General features: G+C 58.0%; 12 protein-coding genes and 3 pseudogenes. 1 reads left to right on the top strand and 14 read right to left on the bottom strand.

Going from position 1 to position 18,376, the window contains the following annotated elements:
• Window positions 1–11: 11 nt before the first annotated feature.
• The 7 genes and pseudogenes from AC0L3N_RS13295 to AC0L3N_RS13325 form a co-directional block, all read right to left on the bottom strand.
• Window positions 12–812: a YggS family pyridoxal phosphate-dependent enzyme gene (locus tag AC0L3N_RS13295; protein WP_473547987.1), complete on the bottom strand. Its 801-nt coding sequence runs from the start codon at window positions 810–812 to the stop codon at window positions 12–14.
• Between the two features lie 776 nt (window positions 813–1,588).
• Window positions 1,589–3,448 carry an ABC transporter ATP-binding protein gene (locus AC0L3N_RS13300; RefSeq protein ID WP_473547988.1) on the bottom strand — a complete coding sequence of 620 codons (1,860 nt, stop codon included), beginning with the start codon at window positions 3,446–3,448 and terminating at the stop codon, window positions 1,589–1,591.
• A gap of 903 nt (window positions 3,449–4,351) precedes the next feature.
• Window positions 4,352–4,489: pseudogene (locus tag AC0L3N_RS13305) on the bottom strand (phenazine biosynthesis protein PhzF); the annotation flags it as partial.
• A gap of 151 nt (window positions 4,490–4,640) precedes the next feature.
• Window positions 4,641–4,927, bottom strand: a pseudogene (locus AC0L3N_RS13310) (Tn3 family transposase); the annotation flags it as partial.
• 607 nt (window positions 4,928–5,534) lie between these two features.
• On the bottom strand, window positions 5,535–6,125 hold the full coding sequence (locus AC0L3N_RS13315; protein ID WP_473547989.1) for an ATP-binding protein: 591 nt from the start codon (window positions 6,123–6,125) through the stop codon (window positions 5,535–5,537).
• Between the two features lie 1,194 nt (window positions 6,126–7,319).
• Window positions 7,320–9,701 carry a putative bifunctional diguanylate cyclase/phosphodiesterase gene (locus tag AC0L3N_RS13320; protein ID WP_473547990.1) on the bottom strand — a complete coding sequence of 794 codons (2,382 nt, stop codon included), beginning with the start codon at window positions 9,699–9,701 and terminating at the stop codon, window positions 7,320–7,322.
• A gap of 37 nt (window positions 9,702–9,738) precedes the next feature.
• Window positions 9,739–10,257, bottom strand: a complete 519-nt coding sequence (locus AC0L3N_RS13325; RefSeq protein WP_473547991.1) for a putative pterin-binding protein — start codon at window positions 10,255–10,257, stop codon at window positions 9,739–9,741.
• 189 nt (window positions 10,258–10,446) lie between these two features.
• Here AC0L3N_RS13325 and AC0L3N_RS13330 point away from each other — a divergent pair, with 189 nt between their 5' ends.
• A complete protein-coding gene (locus AC0L3N_RS13330; RefSeq protein ID WP_473547993.1) occupies window positions 10,447–10,824 on the top strand; it encodes a 6-carboxytetrahydropterin synthase in 378 nt (125 codons plus the stop codon).
• Window positions 10,825–11,554: 730 nt separating this feature from the next.
• Here the strand turns inward: AC0L3N_RS13330 and AC0L3N_RS13335 are convergent.
• The 7 genes and pseudogenes from AC0L3N_RS13335 to AC0L3N_RS13365 form a co-directional block, all read right to left on the bottom strand.
• The gene (locus AC0L3N_RS13335) at window positions 11,555–12,142 is read right to left on the bottom strand and encodes an AMP-binding protein (RefSeq protein WP_473547994.1); all 588 of its coding nucleotides are present in this window, start codon (window positions 12,140–12,142) and stop codon (window positions 11,555–11,557) included.
• 103 nt (window positions 12,143–12,245) lie between these two features.
• Window positions 12,246–12,530, bottom strand: coding sequence for an AMP-binding protein (locus AC0L3N_RS13340; RefSeq protein WP_473548081.1), 285 nt, complete (start codon window positions 12,528–12,530; stop codon window positions 12,246–12,248).
• A gap of 136 nt (window positions 12,531–12,666) precedes the next feature.
• On the bottom strand, window positions 12,667–14,256 hold the full coding sequence (locus AC0L3N_RS13345; protein WP_473547995.1) for a carbamoyltransferase C-terminal domain-containing protein: 1,590 nt from the start codon (window positions 14,254–14,256) through the stop codon (window positions 12,667–12,669).
• 353 nt (window positions 14,257–14,609) lie between these two features.
• A pseudogene (locus tag AC0L3N_RS13350) lies at window positions 14,610–15,321 on the bottom strand (ISNCY family transposase); the annotation flags it as partial.
• 36 nt (window positions 15,322–15,357) lie between these two features.
• On the bottom strand, window positions 15,358–16,731 hold the full coding sequence (locus tag AC0L3N_RS13355; RefSeq protein WP_473547996.1) for an NAD(P)/FAD-dependent oxidoreductase: 1,374 nt from the start codon (window positions 16,729–16,731) through the stop codon (window positions 15,358–15,360).
• On the bottom strand, window positions 16,728–17,375 hold the full coding sequence (locus tag AC0L3N_RS13360; RefSeq protein WP_473547997.1) for a DAK2 domain-containing protein: 648 nt from the start codon (window positions 17,373–17,375) through the stop codon (window positions 16,728–16,730). Before AC0L3N_RS13360 ends, AC0L3N_RS13355 begins: the two co-directional genes overlap by 4 nt.
• Window positions 17,375–18,373, bottom strand: a complete 999-nt coding sequence (locus tag AC0L3N_RS13365) for a dihydroxyacetone kinase subunit DhaK (protein WP_473547999.1) — start codon at window positions 18,371–18,373, stop codon at window positions 17,375–17,377. The genes AC0L3N_RS13360 and AC0L3N_RS13365 overlap by 1 nt, the downstream gene beginning before the upstream one ends.
• Window positions 18,374–18,376 lie beyond the last annotated feature (3 nt).

The following is an 18,376-nucleotide window of genomic DNA, read 5'->3' on the forward strand; positions in this document are numbered from 1 at the left end:
TTTGCGAAAAATCATGGTTCAATTCCTCGATCGGTGGGGGCGAAACCCGGCCAGTAGTGGCCGTCAGGCGTCGGCCGCTTGCCAAAGAGGGCCTGACCGACGCGCACGACAGTGGCGCCTTCCTCGATGGCTTCCTCGAAGTCTCCGGTCATACCCATGGAGAGCCCGGTGAGCGCGGCGTTGTGCTTCACGGCTTTGTCCCGCAGCCGGCGCAGCAGAATGAAGCAAGGCCGCACCTTGGCCATGTCGGAGGAAAACAGCGCAAGTGTCATCAACCCGCATGGCCGGAGACGGGGAAACTGATCGAGGGTTTCCACGAAGGGCAGCAGTGCGTTCGGATGAAGGCCGAACTTGCTGTCCTCGCCAGACGTGTTGACCTGCACATAGACGTCGAGGAAGCGATCTTCGCGGTCCAGCCTCGTGTTCAGAAGGTCGGCGAGCCGCAGGCTGTCGAGCGCATGAAACTCACGCGCGAAGCGGGCCAGATATTTGGCCTTGTTGGTCTGCAGATGTCCGACGATGCTCCAGTCGATGGCGAGATCGTGAAGCGCCTCGCTCTTTGTCATTGCCTCCTGGATCTTGTTCTCGCCGAAGGTGCTGATGCCGACGTCGAAGGCATATCGCAGGATATGGGCCGGCACCGTCTTGGTGATCGGCAGCAACCGCACGGAGGCACGGTCGCGTCCGGCCCGTGCGCAAGCAAGCGTGATGCGCTCTTCAACCGACGCCAGATTGGTGCGGAAGCTGGTAAGGGGATCAGGCCCGAAGCGTTCGACGTCCTCGGGCGAAAGCGGCGGATTGTTCGTGCCCATTGTGATCTGCCCCTGTCGTAGACAAGCTCGTTGGCCTTGAGCCACGTGTAGCCGACGCCACTAAGAAACACGAGGCTCTTGTCGGGCGCTGCATAGATGGTCCGATCCGCCGCCGTAGCGACGGCAGACAATGTGCAGACGGTGGCGAAAGCAAGAATTGCAACTGATGATGTGCAGCGATTCACGGGGCGGCCTCCTTGGCCCCCCAGGGATCGGGATAGCCCGTTTGTGATTTTCCGTTAAACGTCGGCGGCTCTCAGCGCCTGTACGCGGGGAGTTGTTTGTCGCGTCGACCATTCCTGGGCATTGGTGCAAAGACGTTGAACTCCGATGCGAGGTCGAGGACGGCTTTGGTCATTGCCCTTTGTCTGGTGCGCACCGCGCTCGTTGCCCGTTCTACATGGGTAGCGGTGGGCTGCCTTGAGCTGGATCAGTTTTAGGGCGAACGGCCTGGTTGAACTCCGGCTCGCGACCCCGTTGCGGGGCCAATTGCAGTGGCGTCGGCAAACGATGAGGATGTGGAACGGTCGGAGACGAAGTCGAGCGATCACCACTGCTTAAGACTCGGCGGTACCAGCATCGGCACGGCCGCGGGCGGTCAGCTTCTCGCGATAGAACCGAAGAGCTCTTGTGGCAATCTCGTCGCCCATTCCCACACATTTGCGACGGAGGCGGCGAAAGCCGAGATTTGTCTAACGCGAACATGCCCGCTCTCTACGACAACAGCCAAGCATTGCGAGCAGCGCGGAGCCGTGACGAACGACCTTCCAGTCGGCTTATCTCTCCTCGGAACTGTCGGCAATGTGGCCGCCGGTCTGCCGCCGCCACAGGCGGGCATACAGGCCGTCGCGTTTGAGTAGCTCCGAGGGGGAGCCCTCCTCAACGATGCGCCCTTTGTCGAGCACGACGATCCTGTCCATGCTGGCAATCGTCGACAGGCGGTGGGCAATGGCGATCACCGTCTTGCCCTCCATTATAAGCTCGAGTTTTTCTTGGACCGCCGCCTCGGCTTCACTGTCCAGGGCAGAAGTCGCCTCGTCTAGAAGGAGGATTGGCGCGTCCTTAAGCAGCACCCGAGCGATGGCGACCCGCTGACGCTGGCCGCCAGAAAGCTTCACCCCGCGGTCACCGACGAAAGCATCGTAGCCGGTGCGGTTTTCGCTGTCCTTGAGATCGGCCACGAAACCGTCCGCATCGGCCAGCATTGCGGCGCGTTCGACCTCCTCCGGCGAGGCATCCGGCCGGCCGTAACGGATATTGTCCCCGACAGAGCGATGGAGCAACGAGACATCCTGGGTCACGACCCCGATATTCTGACGCAGGCTTGCCTGCGTCACCGAACGGATATCCTGGCCGTCGACGAAGATTGCGCCATCGTTTACGTCGAAGAACCGCAGAAGCAGGCTGACAAGCGTTGACTTGCCGGACCCCGACATGCCGACGAGCCCGACCTTCTCGCCGGCGCGGACCCTGAGCGATAGATTCTCGATTACCCCTTTTCCTTGCCGGTATTCGAACCGGATATCCCTGAACTCGACCGTGCCAGCGATAACGGCCAGCGGCCTGGCTCCGGAGACATCGGTTACCGTTGAAGGCGTGGTGATGACCGGCATCGCGTCGCGTATCGTGCCCACAGCCTGGAATATCTGCTGTCCTAGCTGGAGAAAGGCCAGGGAGTTGGCGTTGAGCCGCTGAACGAGTGCGATTGAAGCAACAAATTGGCCGGTGGTGACAAAACCGGCCACGAGTCCCCAGAGCCCGACGGCGATGTTGGTCAGCGAAAGAAGGACGTTCAGCAGGACGACGCTGGTGTCGGTTGTTAAGTGGATGCGCCGTTCAAGCTGTTGCGTCTCGATGGCATCTCCCATGATGGTGCGCATTGCGTCCGCCTCGCTGTCTTCGGCCGCAAACAGCTTGACCACGTGGATGTTGCTGTAGAGGTCGGTCATGGCGCCGACGACGAGGCTGCGCGCGCGGGCAGAGTGGCGGGACCGCACGGCAAAACATGGCACTGCCACAACCGCGACTGCGACGTTCGCCATGATCCAAAAAAAGACCGGAAGCGCTAGCGGCCAGGACAGCGTGGCCAGCAGCAAAAGCGAACCGAGAAACTGCACGAGAAAATACGGTATGCTGTACGACGCTACGACGATCTGCTGCTGCACGGCGGAGGCGAGTTGCGAAATGCGCGACGCCACCTGGCCGGCGAAGAGATCGTGGAAAAATGCAAGGTCCTGACGTTCGACCGCCTTGTAGCCATGCCATTGCATAGCCGCGGGCATGCATACGGACACAGCCTGGGAACCCAATGTATTGGCGATGAACATCAGCAGCGGTTGCGCGGGGAACATCAGCAGGCCGAGGAACGTGAGCATAGGCCAAGCTTCCTCAAGGAAAACCGCCGCACCGTTCGTGCTCACCCCGTCCACAATGATATACATGCCCCAGATCACCGCGAGGTTGATTCCCTCGACCGCCATCATGAAGACGGCGATGGCCGCCAGCACGCCACGGAACATGCGTGCGAAATGCAGAAGCAGCGCAAACGGACCTGTTGCCGGCAAAGGCGCGTAGGGGATATCCAGCGGGCGGATAAGCGTCTCAAAGGGACGATAGATGAAATGCAAAGGCGACATGGCGGGTCAAACCGGCTGATCAGAAGAACGGGTGCGGCGCATCGGAGGAGTGCGAGAGCGCTCGCGCCCCCTGAGCTGCCAAGCGCACGTTCCTCGTCCACACACAATGCGTTCCTGGCGCGCTTCGAGCGGACCACGCAAGGCTGAGGGGCGCGCTTGAATGTACATGCGCGCTGTGGCCAGGTTGGAGAGCTGCATAGGGTGGTCCTGGTAGTGCTGGTGGACGGCTTGGCTGAAGGAGGCGCGATCTACGAGGAGGCGCCGCGGCTGGCTATAGCGGTCCAGCTCCCCAGGTGTGGTTGGGTTCATCGTCCTGTTCTGGCCGTCTCATTGCGGGCATCGAGCACGCTCCTGGTTGATTTCTCGGTCCTCCGCGACGCCCTGCCGACGTCTCACTTACCAGATCAAAGCAATTTGCGTGCCGGGATGTCCGCTCCGTTTCGTTCCACCGCTTGCTCGCCGGCCGGTGCCTGGCTGTAACGGCCAGCGGGTGGGGCTCCGACATTCTTGTTCAGTTTCGGACACAAGAAGGTCGCTATAGACACGCACGGGATGACCGAATGGAACCTCGAGCATGTAATCGTCGCACCCGAGCCGAATTTCATCCTCACCGGCTCCCGACCAGGGCGCTTGCTGAAAAGAGCGCTTGCTGCGCCAGCCATGGGTTCGCGGTAACCGCCGCAACCTTTTTCTGATATCGACCTGCTGGTTCACGGAAGAAGCCGATCCCGCGCGTCGCGCGATCGAGCGACTGCCGATCATCTGCGGGGAAGGGACATTCCCTCACGACCTGATCTTTGCATCGGACATTTCGGTCGAACGAGTGCAGGAGCTACTCCATGACGGCGTTTAGAAGCCGGGGTCGCTAGGCTGTCGCTGAAGATCGACCACGTTGCGAAAGAGCGGCAGTTTCGCCAGATCGAACTCGTCGAAGGTCGGGCCGTCGTGCTTGCTCACCGCGCAACGCACCGGTCCGATATTCTCCTCCAGCACGAAGATGCCGGTCGCCTCGCCAGGGAGTTCAGCACCACTGCAAGCGGAATTCCGATTTATAAAATGAAAAGGATTCATGACCTTCACACTGATGCGATTGCAGTTAAAAAGGAGAATCCGAGCTACGCCATTCTCGCAATAAACTGCCAAACGTGACTGAACGACTGCGTTCTCACTATTAACCGCCAAGCGACACTTCGTGGATTTCGCGCCGGAAGGCTTCCGAGCCGAGATAGCGGTGAGAAAAATGGTCTTGATTGCCTTGCCGAGTTGGGCCGGCGCCTTGTAGCTTGGGCGCTGCACGCTCGCCCGCGCAAAGCGGCGCAGGATCGATTCCGCATCGGCCGTGCGGTGCTGCAGGGCCGCCGCATATTTGATCAACTCATCATACTGCTGCTCGATGAGGTTCCAGTCGATCGCCCGTGTCAGGATCGGCAGAAGGTTCGGGGGCTCGCGCGCCATTTCGGTGTCGGGCACCCCGCACTTCATCGGCAAGAGAACGGGGACGGTTCCGGCCACGGTCGCGAACCATCTGGTGGCGCACCGCGACGGTCCGGCTCTTATGCCAGGGCGAACTGGGGAGCACATGCGCCCCCTGCCATGACGCACGCATCCAGAAGGAAGAGGTGAGAGGTTACGCGAACGGGTGTGATGGGGTGGGAGGCGCATCGCGTCCGACCATCCGTGGAAACGGCAGCCTTGATTAAGGTCTGCGACGTCTGACCAAGGCCATCCATGGCGGAGTGCTCTCGCTGAGGTTAAAGGCAGCCTCTTCGGCCTCGTACCGGGTCAGCCCGGTGAGCGGCCGACCGTATCTCTCGGCGGGAAGCCCTGTCAGGCTATCGATCACAGACCACAGCCCTGATTCCGACGGCAGAATCTTGTAGCGCCTCATCGAGCCCTCGCTTGCTAGAAGCACAGAGAACTCCCGCTTTACCGCAAAGTTCCGCAGTGCAGCATCAAAATGTTGCGACGCACTAGGAGGGATGCAGTTCATATGACGGGCGGGGTCCTTTTGGCGCGCTGCCCGGCTGCCGGGTGCTGGTCGCCGGCCCGGCCGGCCTTGATAGGGCAGCTCTCGGGCTTCGACGTCTCACGCAGCTCGGCGTTCCGGCTCGAGCGGCACGGCCAGCTCGTGTATGCGCGCATTGGGGCAAACCCGCCGGGCGATATCGCAAAGATGCTGGTGATGCGTCAGATAGATTACCTGCCCCACTTTCGCGATGTCGGCGAACAGCCGGAAGGCGTTCACGGCACGGAAGTCGCCGAACGTCTTCATGATGTCGTCGGCGATGAAGGGAACAGGAGTTCGAGATTGGGCGAACTCGTGGTAGCCGGCAACCCTGAGCGCGAGATACAGTTGGAAGCGCGTCCCCTTTGACATTTCCTGAGCCAGCTTGGAACTTCCAACAGCCCCGATGCCAATAAGGACTTCGGTGTCCTTGTCGGGCTGGGTCGCCAGACCACGATAGGCGCCCCGGCTGATCACCTGAAAAGCTGCCGAGGCGCGAAGCATCATCGAACTGCGATGCCTGTCGCGATAGAGGCGCAAGGCCTGCTCGGCTGCGACGATGCCGGCCCTGAGGCGGAAGTAGCTGAACGCCTTATCCTCGATTTCCAGGAGAACCGTGCGCCTTTGCTCATCAAGAGCAGCTACGGCACTATCGCCGTCGACGGCTTCCATCTCGTCGGACGCTTTGCTGTATGCCGTAAACAACTCTCGTACGCGCCGATCCTGATCCTCGATCCGGGGCCCTGAGTTCTACCTGCTCGGCCTCCAGCGCCGGCCGATCCGCGGCGTCAAGCATCGCTTCGACATCGCCCATGTCTTGGATTGATAGCGCCTCTCGGATTTCATGTTCGATGGTATTGCAACGCCGTCGCAAGTCTCTCCTTTGCTCGATCATGCGCAGCTTTTTTCTACGTCCTGCAACGAAGATATACCGAACAGCTGCGTCATTTCAGATTTGCGTCGCTCGCAAATCGCGATTTCCGCCTCCAGGTCCCGGATTTTGAGACTCTGATCCTAGAGAGCAAGCTGCTTGGATTCCCTTTCTGCCTTTTTCGTCCGGCCTCTTCCACTCTGGCGTACATCAGCGCCCAAAGTCTCAGGGCACTGTCTGCTGGTCGCTCCAATCCGAGTTCTGCAGCCAGCAAGCTCGCGCAAGAAGGGAGCCTGATCTTCTTCCATCTTGGCGATGCGATCTGCCAGACCGGCTTGACGTTGAGCAGCCGGGCCGAGTTCGGCAAGTCTGTCCATGACCTCCTTGACGGTCGCGAGGCTGGGGATAGTCCCTCCAGCGCCGAGCCAGCAGCTCCTGCAAACCTCAGCCCATGACGCGTCCCATTGCGCCTCATACGGCGGTCCGCCTCTTTTGCCGCCAAGATTCCCGCGTATGCCAGGCTGCCGGTCGCCTTGTTGGGAAGGGACAACGACTAAAGACGGCGGCAGGATAACACCAGCCTGCGCCGGATGCGGCTGATCTCCGAGGAGAATGACGAGCGTGCAATCACGGAAACGGCTAGGCTGCGCAGGGCGAAGGTCGCGGCCATGTGGACAGATAGGAGGGTCAACTTGTAAGGGAGCGCGGCGGTGTCTCAGGCTTGGCCATTCGGATCAACATCGAGATACCGTGCTAATCGAATTTTTTCAATTTTTCCGCCAACGCAGTCATCTGTTGCGGTTCCAGGCCCGATATAGATCGAGATTACCGCCAAACACCCGAGCGCCCCTCCTACTAACGCCAAAGGAGCGTATGGCCGATGCCGCCAAATGGCGGCGAGGGAGCTCCCACGGGCCAAAGCCAGGTGCATAGAGCGAACGGGCTTCCGGGCTCCAGTCGGAGGCGAGAACCCCACGGCACGGGGCTGACAGAAGCTACGCAACAGCCGCTTTACTCCTACGATTGCCGAGGGAGTCGGTTATTTCAGCTAGCGATTTTGGTGGGCTGAATAGATATCCCTGAACCTCGTCGCAACCTGTAGCGCGAACAATTTCCAGCTGGTCCTCAGTTTCTATTCCTTCAGCCGTGGTCTTCATGCCCAAAGCATGGGCCAAACTGACAATCGCGTGCACGATCGCCATGTGATCCTGATTTGTGGAGATTTGCTCCACAAAGGAACGGTCTATTTTGATCTTGTCCACGGTATATTTTCTGAGATAGCCGAGCGAGGAATAACCGGTGCCAAAATCGTCGAGTGATATGCGGACACCCAGCGCACGCAAGTCCCGCAGCGCACAGCACGACCTTTGGCTGTCCTCAAGCAACAACGTTTCTGTCACTTCCAGTTCAAGGCGATTAGCAGGAAATCCCGTAGCGGCGAGTACTCTGGAGACCATCTCGACGACATCGCCTCGCATGAACTGCGTTGGTGATAGATTAACGGCGAAATTGAGCTCGCCCGGCAATTTTACAGCTGCTCGACAGGCTTTTTCCAACACCCACTCGCCCAGGTTGACGATCAAGCCCGTGTCTTCGGCGATGGCGATGATTTCCTCCGTTTCGACCGGTCCGTGTCTGCAGCCCGGCCACCGCAACAGTGCTTCAAGTGTGGTGACTTGCAGCGTGTGAATGTTCACGATCGGCTGGAATACTACATCGAACTCCTGGTCAAAATCGGCGGCACGCAAATCGAGTTCAATCGTCCGACGGCGCTGAAGACGCGCATCCATCTCGGGCTCGAAAAAGCGATATGTGCCACGCCCGTGTTCTTTGGCCCGGTAGAGCGCCAAGTCGGCATTTTTCAGAAGCGTGTCAGGGTCGTCGACAATCCCTGACGTCACGGCTACGCCGACGCTCACCCCGATAAGGACCTGATGCCCATCGAGCTGGTATGGTTCGCTAAGAACCTCGAGTATACGTTGGGCAAGTTGGTCAACATCCGCTGGCTGTGTGACATCCACCTGCAGGATCACGAATTCATCGCCTCCCAGCCTAGCCACAGTGTCCTCTCGGCGAACGAGGGTTGAGATGCGGGCAGCAACCTCGCGGAGTAGCCGATCGCCTATGGAATGTCCGAGCGTGTCATTGACGTTCTTAAAATGATCGAGATCCAAGCAGAAAACCGCGGCAGAGCGCTGATGCCTTTGGCACCGAGCCAGCTCACTCACCATCCGGTCACGAAGCAGAATTCGATTAGGTAAGTCAGTGAGAGCGTCATGGCGCGCCATGTGCACCATTTGGGCCTCAGCGTGATGGCGTTCGGTAATATCGTCGTAAGTAGCCAGCCAGCCTTCATTGTTCATCGGTTGATGCAAAATTGAAATCACGCGACCATCGCTCAGCTCCTGCAGTAACGTACCCCCCTTCTTTCGAGCAATCAGGCTAAGTTGTTCCGAATGGATATTGTCGGCGTTGTCCCGGGAGCAGATACCCGTCTGGACCGTGAGCCGTATGATATCCTCAAGGGTACTCCCCGGCCGCAGCGATTCCGGAGACAGACCATACATGGCGGCCAACCTGCGATTGCTAACGATAAGCCGGCGGTCTTCGCCGAACATGCAAAGCCCCTGCGACATATTGTGTAGTGCAGTATCGAATAGACGGTTTTGCGTGATCAACTCATCATTTGCAGCGTGCGCTGCAGAATTGGCCTTCTCGAGGTCCCCGCTCGTTTGCACCAATGTCGCATTGAGCGCGTGAAGTGTTTGCTGAGCCTGGATAAGAAGTCGGTGCCGTCTTTCCAAAAGTACAATAAGCACAAACGTGCAGAGCACGAGGCCCCAAGCCAGGGCAGAGAACGTCCAATGCAGCTGCAGAAGTTCTTGTTGGTCGCGCGCGACCTGTTGACCGCCGTAATTATTGGCCTCCGCGGCGAGACCGATGAGGTCTCCTTCCAGAGGGACCATTTCTGATAGGATGGCTCTCGCAGTTGCGGGAATCTCAACCTGCTCGATCAGCATCTCGGCGCGATGCAGGAAGTTGGATAGTGATTCAACCGTCCTTTGCCGGTCGTCCGCTTCCAGCACAAACGGCTGAAACTCGCCGCTGCGAAACAGCTCAAGCCGATTCTTGACAATTTCAAACCGAAGCTGCGCCTCTTGCTTCGAGCCTTCACCGGCCGCCAATTCGCTGACGCGCTGACGCAGCCGCAAAAACTCGTTCACGCCCTGACCTGCGCTCCAGGCCACATTGTAGCGCGAGACCTTGGCCAGCATCTCCTGACGCTCGAAAATGAGCGTCGAAAGATAAACTGCGCCAACGCTGAGAACAATGATCGCGGTGCTGAGACCTATCTTTAAGGGGTGAAAAGCGCCCACTGGAGGACCCCGCGACAACGCATAAATTATCTCTTGTTCATCGCACAATCAGGCGTGAAAGTTGCCAAATCGAACGTGCATAGTATTTTTGGGCATGCAATTCTGGAGCGCTGTCGTAAGGATACACTACGAAGAGGGGCCCCTTATCGCTAACCGGCATGTATTGCTTATCGCGCTTCAGCGCCAATATCACATCGAAGTCGTCAAAATCCTCAAGAGGAATTGTCGTACGGTAGTCGTTCAGAGCTATGGCGACTACTTCCGTGCCGTGCGCTCCGACAAGCGCCATGATCCGTTTGAGTGAGACGCCCTCAAACTCGACCGGCCCGGAAAACCAAGGCGTAGTGGTGGTCAACGTGGTCATACCGATCTTCTCGAGCATCCCACGATCGAACTGCGCCATACCATCGGCGTTAGTTACTCGGATCTTGCCCTCGATCGACAGGATTGGCGTCTCCTTTGGCGGCAACAGCTGTTGATTCTGAACGTGCCCCGGAGATATGGTCAGCAGCATAAGCGCAACAGCTAAGGCAAGTGCGCCGCGAATCCCTGACATCATTTTATCCTTTGCCTCACTACACTACCCGCTTTCAATGCGTCGCGATCCTTGAACGCCGCGTTAACTGCGCGCGTAAAATCGCGGGCTAATGCCTCTTTCCATTGAACCAGGGGCCGGCTCAGCCCGTTTGACACTGATCAATCACAATGTCAGAAGCTTTGCCCTCGGCATTTTAAGGAGTGAATTTTGGAACGTTCTGCCAGCGTCGCCATGGTCGAGACATACAAAGAGTTCACATTCGAGGCCGCCCACCAGCTACAGCCATTTTCCGGGTTACACGGCCACACCTTCAGGGTTCGAGTCCACTTTAAGGGCTCACCTGACGCAGTGTTCGGCTGGCCGGCCAATCTTTACGAGATAGAGCCGAGAATTAGTTCGGTGCAAAAAATCCTGGACCATACATACCTGAACGACATTGACGGTTTGGCGGTGCCATCCTTGGAAAACATCGCCAAATGGATCTGGGAGAAGCTGGCGCCTCATTCCCCGCGAATTGATCGCATCACTGTCTCGCGCGGCCCGGATGGGCAGGCCGAAGGCTGCATGTATTCGAAGAGCCCCTGATTGCTGGGTGCCAATCGGCCGTTTAATTGCGGGTGATGGTCAAGCCATTTCACCGTTCTTTCATGGACGAGATCTGTGGCGGAGGTGTTTGGCGAGGTTCCGTTTGAGTGCCTCAGCTATGCAACGAGGCCCGGACAAGCAACCTCAGCCGAATTCGACGAGGCCTCGCAGCAGGCCCGGGCAGAAGCATTGTGTCAGCCTTCAGTCCGGTTTGTCGTCGCCGGGGTCACCCGAACCGCGGCAACAGGCGCTGAGCGCCGCGCGGACACAATCTGATGGCGCGACCATCTCACCAAGCCGATCGCGCCCTCCGTCGACAGGTTGAAGCGTTGGCCGGCTATGGCATTCCCGAACTCGGCTTCGCCAGGTTGATCGGCGTCGACCCTAAGACGCTGCGCAAGCACTCAAGCACTACCGCTCCGAGCCGGATCTCGGTCACCTCAAGGCAAACTCGGCGGTGGCGTTCCACACTACCTTTTATGCAACTTTCGAACCACAAACCATGAACACTGCGGCGCAGTGGTATTGATTTCAATCGCCACTTAGTCGCCTTCGCATGTTCCGAAATGAGCGAATTGGGGCCGACAGGGAACCGGCAGGTTTCGGTTCGACGGCCGGGCTAGAGGTGACGTTCGCACTGAGGCCGATCGGCGACGTCGGCCTCATTGCTTATGGCTTGGACAGCGAAGCGATCAACCAGTCTAGCTCCGTGGGTGCAGACGAAATGATGCTAGCGTACGAGTGCAGCGAGATCGAATCGAGCAGATTGCGGGTGTCCAATGCCGTGACACGCCCGTTGCCGACCATCACGATGTCCATGGTGGCAGTCGACGAAAGCCGAGAACGAAAGGTCGTCTCGATATTTTTCTGCCTGGGAAATGTCGTCACGGGTGATGTTATGCGACGGACGCTTGAACTCGATCAGCAAATATTTGTCGCCATAGTCCTGGGACAAAAGAAGGTCCAGGCGCTTCGCAGCTCGGCTGCCTTTGAACGCCGAATTGCGATAGGTCTCGATATCCTTATGAAGGGTGGAGTTCGAGGACATCACCGAGTATTTTCGGCCGAGAAGCCACAGGTTCAGGTAGCCACGCGCAACGCCTGCCCCGCCAATGTAAAGCTCGCCCACCGCCCCGAACGGCACCGGCTGACCATGACCGTCCAGCAGGTAGACGACCGTATTGCGAATTGGTCGTCCCAGCGGCACCCGTTGCCGGCTATCGAAAACGGCAGGTACCGAATAGCAGAGACTGAAGGTGGTATTCTCTGTCGGGCCATAGCCATTGAGACCCGCAGCGTCGGATGTCGCTTCTGGCATGTTCTTATGGAAGCCGCGGAGACCTCTTCGCCCCCGACCAGCAGTTGCTGTAGCCGATCAGTACTCCGCTCCTCCCCCACATAGACGTCGAACAATCGGGCAGTCATCCAGGCGATGCTGACGCCTTGATCTCGGATGACCTGGGCCAGCGCGTTGCGGTCGAAAGGTGACGTTCAGGATAGAGCACAATGCTGGCGCCGTTCGCCAAGGCTCCGCAGAGCTCGAACGTGGTCGCGTCGAATGTGGGCGAAGATGCGTTGAGAACGACGTCCCGCGGGGAGATCTCTACGAAATCGTTCCCCGCCACAAGGCGCACCACTCCGCGATGCTCGACCATGACGCCCTTGGGCGTCCCTGTGGAGCCCGAGGTGTAGATGATGTAGGCGATCCTCTGGCAAACCCGGGCGGTTCAGAAGCTTGCGCACCTGGGACCTCCCAAGCGCTCCAGCAACTGGTGCAGCCGCGTCGAGCGAGCGCAAAAGGTGCGGTTATAAAGCACCGACGGAGGGATCTTTTCTCCTCCGCTACGCGGCCTTTTGCTGTCCACTCGATGCCGTGAGCGGGGCCTCCTTGAGGAGATAAAAGGCATCGTTGATAACGAATCCGTCGAGTCCTGCGGTCCGGGCATAGCTCAGCAAGTCGCTTGCGCGATTGATGAAACCGGTGCCACTGAAGTTGAGCGATGTGTTGCAAAGAACGCCAACCCCACTTTTCGCCTTGAACGAGGTAAGCAGTTCAAAGAGGTGCGGGTTCTGCTCCCGCGACACTGTCTGGGCGCGCGCAGTTCCGTCGACATGGGTGACGGCCCCCAACCGGTTATCGAGAACCTTCTGGAAAAGAAGCATATAGGGCGACGGGCGTGCCAAGTCGAAGTGGAGCCCGACGTCCTCTTCCAGGCAAACCGGCGCGATCGGGCGGAACCCCTCCCGGTTTTTTATGCGGTTTAAACGCTCATGGATTGCCTTTGAGAAAGGTGCCGCGAGAACTGACCGGTTACCGAGCGCCCGTGGCCCGATTTCGCAATTCCCCTGTACCCAGCCGATCACCTTGTCATCAAGCAACGCGGAGGCTACTTGGCCGTAGTCGAGTGGATGGACCTCGAGCCCGGTGCGGTCAATTTGGTCAAGTACGAAAGGCTGGCCCGAATAGACGTTCCATTTGATCTTAGCATTGCCTGTGAAATGCCGCATTGCGTCGACTGCGGTCCCAATTGCTGAGCCCGTATCATTTGTGCACGGCGGAATGAAAACATCAGAAAAAAGCTTCGTTTCGATCCATCGGCGGTTCCACTCGCAATTCAACCCGCACCCGCCAGAGATCAGCAGCGGATAGCCCTTTGTCAGGTTCTTTTTTGCAAAGGCGTGGAATGAATCGAAGATGGCGTCCGAGACTCGCCTGGCGAGGTTGGTGAACTTCTGATGGGTTACGCCAATGTTATAGTAGGGTGAATTCCGCAAATCCTCTTTGTTGAGCGGGTACATATCGCGTGGAAGCAGGAAGTCGATCAGCTCCTGCTCGTCCCGGTCAGGCGATCCGGTCTGCCCATAGGCGCTAAGTGCCATCACCTTGCCGGGGTCTTCGTTGCGCATCGGTGCCTTGGGCAAGGTGAATTTCGGATCCGCCAGCGCATAGAGGAAAGCGTATTTGTGGCCAGGGTTCGCCATAACTTTTCCCAAATGCACGACCTGCAGGCGCTCATCGATTTCATAGAAGTCGCCGCACAATCCTTCCCAGGTCAGCGCATAACAGGGCATTCCGGCGGGGAATGGTGACATGCCGTAGGAACCCCAGATATGGGAGCGCTCGTGCGTCGAGGAATAGAAATGCACCTTTCTGCCGAAGATCGTCTTCTGACCGACAACCTCTGACCCCTTCGCTACGCCGTAGTAGCCTACCGCGTCCGCGCCGAATCCGGTCAACCAACCACCAACAGCCACCACATCCGGAATGGCGTCCAGGCGCCCAGCGGCTTCGAGAACGGTTGCCGGGGTGATGGTCGAGTATCTGGGAAAGCTATCCTTCTCAGCCTCGTATGAATAGATGAGCTCAGCTGACGATGTATCCAGTGCTGCAATCGTGCCATCATGGTCGGGTTTAAATGAAATTATTCTCACGTTCTATTACTCCATTGGCCCATTATCGCTTGTCATAAAATTCATTCATTTGCTCGTGCCAAAAACCACCCTTTATTGAAAAGTGGCTTTTATCGACATCCTGTGTCAAGCGTTCCAAAGCTTCTTGATTCGTGTCTTCCCTTGATAACTGCTACGTTAATTTATGTCACAACACAGGTAAATACCTTTTCTATAAGGTTATGTTAAGATTTTGCAAATCAATTTGTTATATGAGTGATATGCCTCTATTTGGCCACACCACCTTTGTCTCTCACCTCATTTGATGGCCTCGACGTGCAACCCCACTCTTCCAGAGCGCCGGTCGCTTTCCACTACCCGTCATAGGACCTTCAGGAGATGCTGGCCTCGATACCAGCGCGGAACTTGCGCAGCTTGGGGTAGACCCGAGCAGCTGCCGACCTTGACTTCGATTCCTGAGCGCGCTTTTCACGAGAAACGGCATGTCGCGCACGCCACCCCAGCTTTGGCCTTGCGCAGATTGGCGAGTGGCTAGCATATAGCCGCCTCGAGGCCACGTGATGCGGCGGCTCGCCGCAAAACGGGATGTGGCGCTCCAGCATTAGCAGTCTCGCTGTTGGCTGGGGTACCCTGTTCGATGACGAGATCGAGTATAAGTCCTCTGCGACCGGTGGTCAGATTGAGCTTATGGCCATACTCGATGTCGCGGCTGCCGTTGACGATGACATCGGCATGCGGCTCGAACAGGCTCATCAGCTCTCGACAGCCGGGGACCGTCGCCTGCAAGGACCCGCCGTTCGGTCTGGGCGATGATCTGCGATCTGCTCAATCAGCGGCGGGTAATGGCGGACTTGGGCCTGCCACAGTTCAAACGGCGCGGCGACGCCTAGGTCAGCTGCTTAGCCCGTGCTTGAGATAGCCCAAGGTGGTGCGTGTAATCCTGAGCAGCGCGGAAGTGCTTCACCCGTTTCGGGTGGCCGCGGGTATATTCGATCGCCCGGGACCGCTTCTTCGCCGCGCGGCGATCGTGCCGTGGCATGGCAATAGCCGCACCATCGCCCCCACGGCGTCCCACAAAAGGCTGTTGCGGGCGTGGTCACGTTGTTTGAAACGTGGCCCGCGTCAAGTCGAGCTGGAATCTTGCCTCCTTGCCTGCTCCATAGTGGGTACAGCTAACTTCTTCAACCGAGCCAATTTGAACGGCTCTGCAGATACGACCGGCCTTTGGGCCGTGATGATATCAGCGACTAGATGAGCTGCCGCCGGCCCGATGCCAAATCCATGGCCCGAGAAACCGCTGGCGATTAGCAAGCCCGGAGTTTCGTCGATCGTATCGATCACGGGCACCGCATCCGGAGTGACATCGATAGCGCATCCCCAGCTTTCTTCCACTTTGGCATTGGCAAATTCTGGGAACACTTTCCTTAGGTTGTTCAGCCCCTCGCTAAGGATCTTTTTCGAAGGCTTTGGGTTGAGAACCCGGGTCGTTTCAAATGGGGTGACCTGATCCGATCGCCACCTCTTCGGGGTATTCATTTCTCTAAAGAACTGACTGCTGAAGCGAAGTCTTATTTCATTCCCTTCCGACCGAAAGGCCGGAAGAAACTGGAAGAACAAGCGGAAGCTATCCGGTACGATTTGCGCGATGTTCGCGTTTTTCTGAGCAATCGTATAGCCACCGTCAAGACGCTTGCGAAAAGCGAAATCCCGACCCGCGACGGCACACTCAGGAGGCCCGTCAAGGCGCTGCGTGCGCATGACCGATCCGATAACTTTCAATTGGGGGAAATCGATGCCCAAATTGCCGCAAAACAGTCTTGTCCAGGCGCCGGTCGCCAGGACGACGGACTTGCAGCGAATCTCGCCAAGCTCCGTTACAACCGAATGGACTGAGCCCGCTGCCGTTTCAATGCAACGCACAGCACAATCCTCAATGATCTGTCCGCCGAGTGTGCGTAAGGAAGCCGCCATCGCTTGCGTCGCCATGGTGGGTTCGGCGCGTCCATCGCTTTTGGTAAATAGTGCACCCTCCCAATGACCCTTGAGCGTTGGGAAACGCTCTTTCAAACCATTTTGCCTTAGTAGGGAGGAATCGAGATCATGCTCCTTGGCGAATGCTAGCCATTCTTCGTACTTTTGGATGTCCTTCTGGTCTTTGCACAAATAGTAGATGCCTGTTTCGCGGAATCCTGTCTCGATGCCTGTAAGCGCGTTCATTCCAGCCCATAGCTTTGCGCTGGCAAGAGCCATGGGTATCTCGGCCGGATCGCGCCCCATCTTGCGCACCCATCCCCAATTGCGGCTGGATTGCTCGCATGCAACATGGCCTTTTTCACAAACGACGACTGACAGCCCGCGTTGTGCAAGGAACAGGGCGGTGGCGGTTCCGATTATGCCAGCGCCAACCACAATGACATCAGCTTTCGCGGGTATCGGTCTGGGCGTCTGATTTGTCTGGTGAGAGACGGAGGAAAATTTAGTGCTCGGATCGGTCATTTGTTGGAACCGCCCACTGCCTGATCAGACAGCGACCCTGCCATGGCCGATACGGCAACATGCAATGCAACCATGCCCGGATCGTCGGTTCCGACCCCTTTGGATGGCTCGAGCCGCAGCCTCCCAATGATTGCCGGGCGACTGCGAAACTCCGCCAGCGCGTCGGCGGTCGCTTGTTGTGCCGTGGCTCTCATCTCTTCTGCAGTGGAAATCCCCTCGACGCTCCGTGCGACCCAGATTATGCCGTCCAGCACCGTCTTGTCGCCGAGTCTGGCCTTTGACCGGGCCTGCATGGTCTCAACGGCATTTGATAACGCGGGCGCCATCTCGATCCAGGCAACTTCGTGTTTCGCCGACCAAGTCTTTCCCAGTGTGATCAGTCCTGTCATAACAACGGCACTCAGGCTGGAGCCTGAGGTCCGTGCAATTGTTTTTGCAATCCGCATTAGACTCTCGCCGATGTCATCCGGATAAAGTGTCTCATCAGCTAGCAACGCCTGTGAGACAGTAGCCAAGGTAGTGCCCATGTCACCGTCACCACCAGCAGCATCAAGCTTGTTAAATCGGTCTTTGCTCTCGACAAGCGCTAGCGCAACGCGCCGCATGGCTGCGCCGACATCCATTCCTGTGAAGGCGGTCGCCATCATGCTCTCCACAGGGGACATTGGGCAGGAGCATTCAATAAGCTGAGCAGTTCGTCGTCGACTTGCATAACGCTAACCGAGGCGCCCGCCATTTCCATTGAAGTCGCGTATTCACCAGCGAGTGAGTAGGCGATTTTCAGACCCTCTGCCTCGAGCAGTTGGGCCACTTTGCGATACAGGATATAAAGTTCTTCCAGCGGTGTGGCGCCAAGGCTGTTGACTAGCACCGCTATCCTTGACCCCGCGGGGGGGTTGAGGTCAGCCAACAAGCGCTCGATCATCTCTGCGGCAATTTCGTCAGCGGGTTTGAGCGCCCCGCGCCACAGTCCTTTCTCGCCATGAATGCCCATGCCCATTTCAATGGCATCTTCTTCAAGATGAAAGGTCGGCTCGCCCGCCTGCGGTACTGTGCAGGCCGATAGCGCTACCCCTATGGACCGGCATCCAGCCATGGCCTTTTCGGTCATGGCTTTCACCTCTGATAGGCTAAGTCCCCTTTCTGCCGCGGCGCCGGCAACTTTGAACGCGAAGATGATTCCAGCCACACCACGGCGCGTATCGGCTCGATCCTTGTCTGCACTGGCAACGTCATCGGCCACAATCACGGTGGCGCAGTCCTTGCCCTCGGTGGTCAGCATGTCATTGACCATGCCAAACACCATTGTGTCGCCGCCATAATTGGCTATGACTGACAATACGCCGCCGCCGTGGTCGGCCGCGTTCAGGCTTTCCAATATATCGTCATAGGATGGACCGGCGAACACGTGCCCAACAGCGCAGGCGTCCAGCAGTCCTTCTCCGACATATCCGGCAAATAGCGGCAAGTGCCCGAACCCACCGCCGGACACAACTCCAACTTTGCCCCCAGCCTTTTTCTTGGCCCGTTCAACGACACGCCCGTTGCTGCCGGAAATCTTGTAGGCGCCCTGGTGCGCCAAGCTCATCCCCGCCAGCGCTTCATCCACGTATTTCTCAGGACTGTTGATCAGCTTCTTCATGTT

Source organism: Mesorhizobium sp. WSM4807, assembly GCF_055811615.1.